General features: G+C 65.0%; 1 protein-coding gene. It reads right to left on the minus strand.

From position 1 onward, the window contains the following. Positions 1 to 217: hypothetical protein (locus PSHG_RS32065; RefSeq protein ID WP_187373816.1), on the minus strand; the 217-nt coding region annotated here is incomplete at both ends.

Consider the following 217-nt stretch of genomic DNA (forward strand, 5'->3'; position numbering starts at 1 on the left):
CGACGCCGATGCGGATGCGGATGCTGACGCTGATGCGGATGCTGACGCTGATGCTGACGCGGATGCGGATGCCGACGCTGATGCGGATGCAGATGCCGATGCGGACGCTGACGCTGATGCGGATGCTGATGCTGACGCGGATGCGGATGCCGACGCTGATGCGGATGCAGATGCCGATGCGGACGCTGACGCTGATGCGGATGCTGACGCGGATGCG

Origin of the sequence: Paenibacillus senegalensis JC66, assembly GCF_000285515.1 — a bacterium.
GTDB lineage: Bacteria > Bacillota > Bacilli > Paenibacillales > NBRC-103111 > Paenibacillus_L > Paenibacillus_L senegalensis.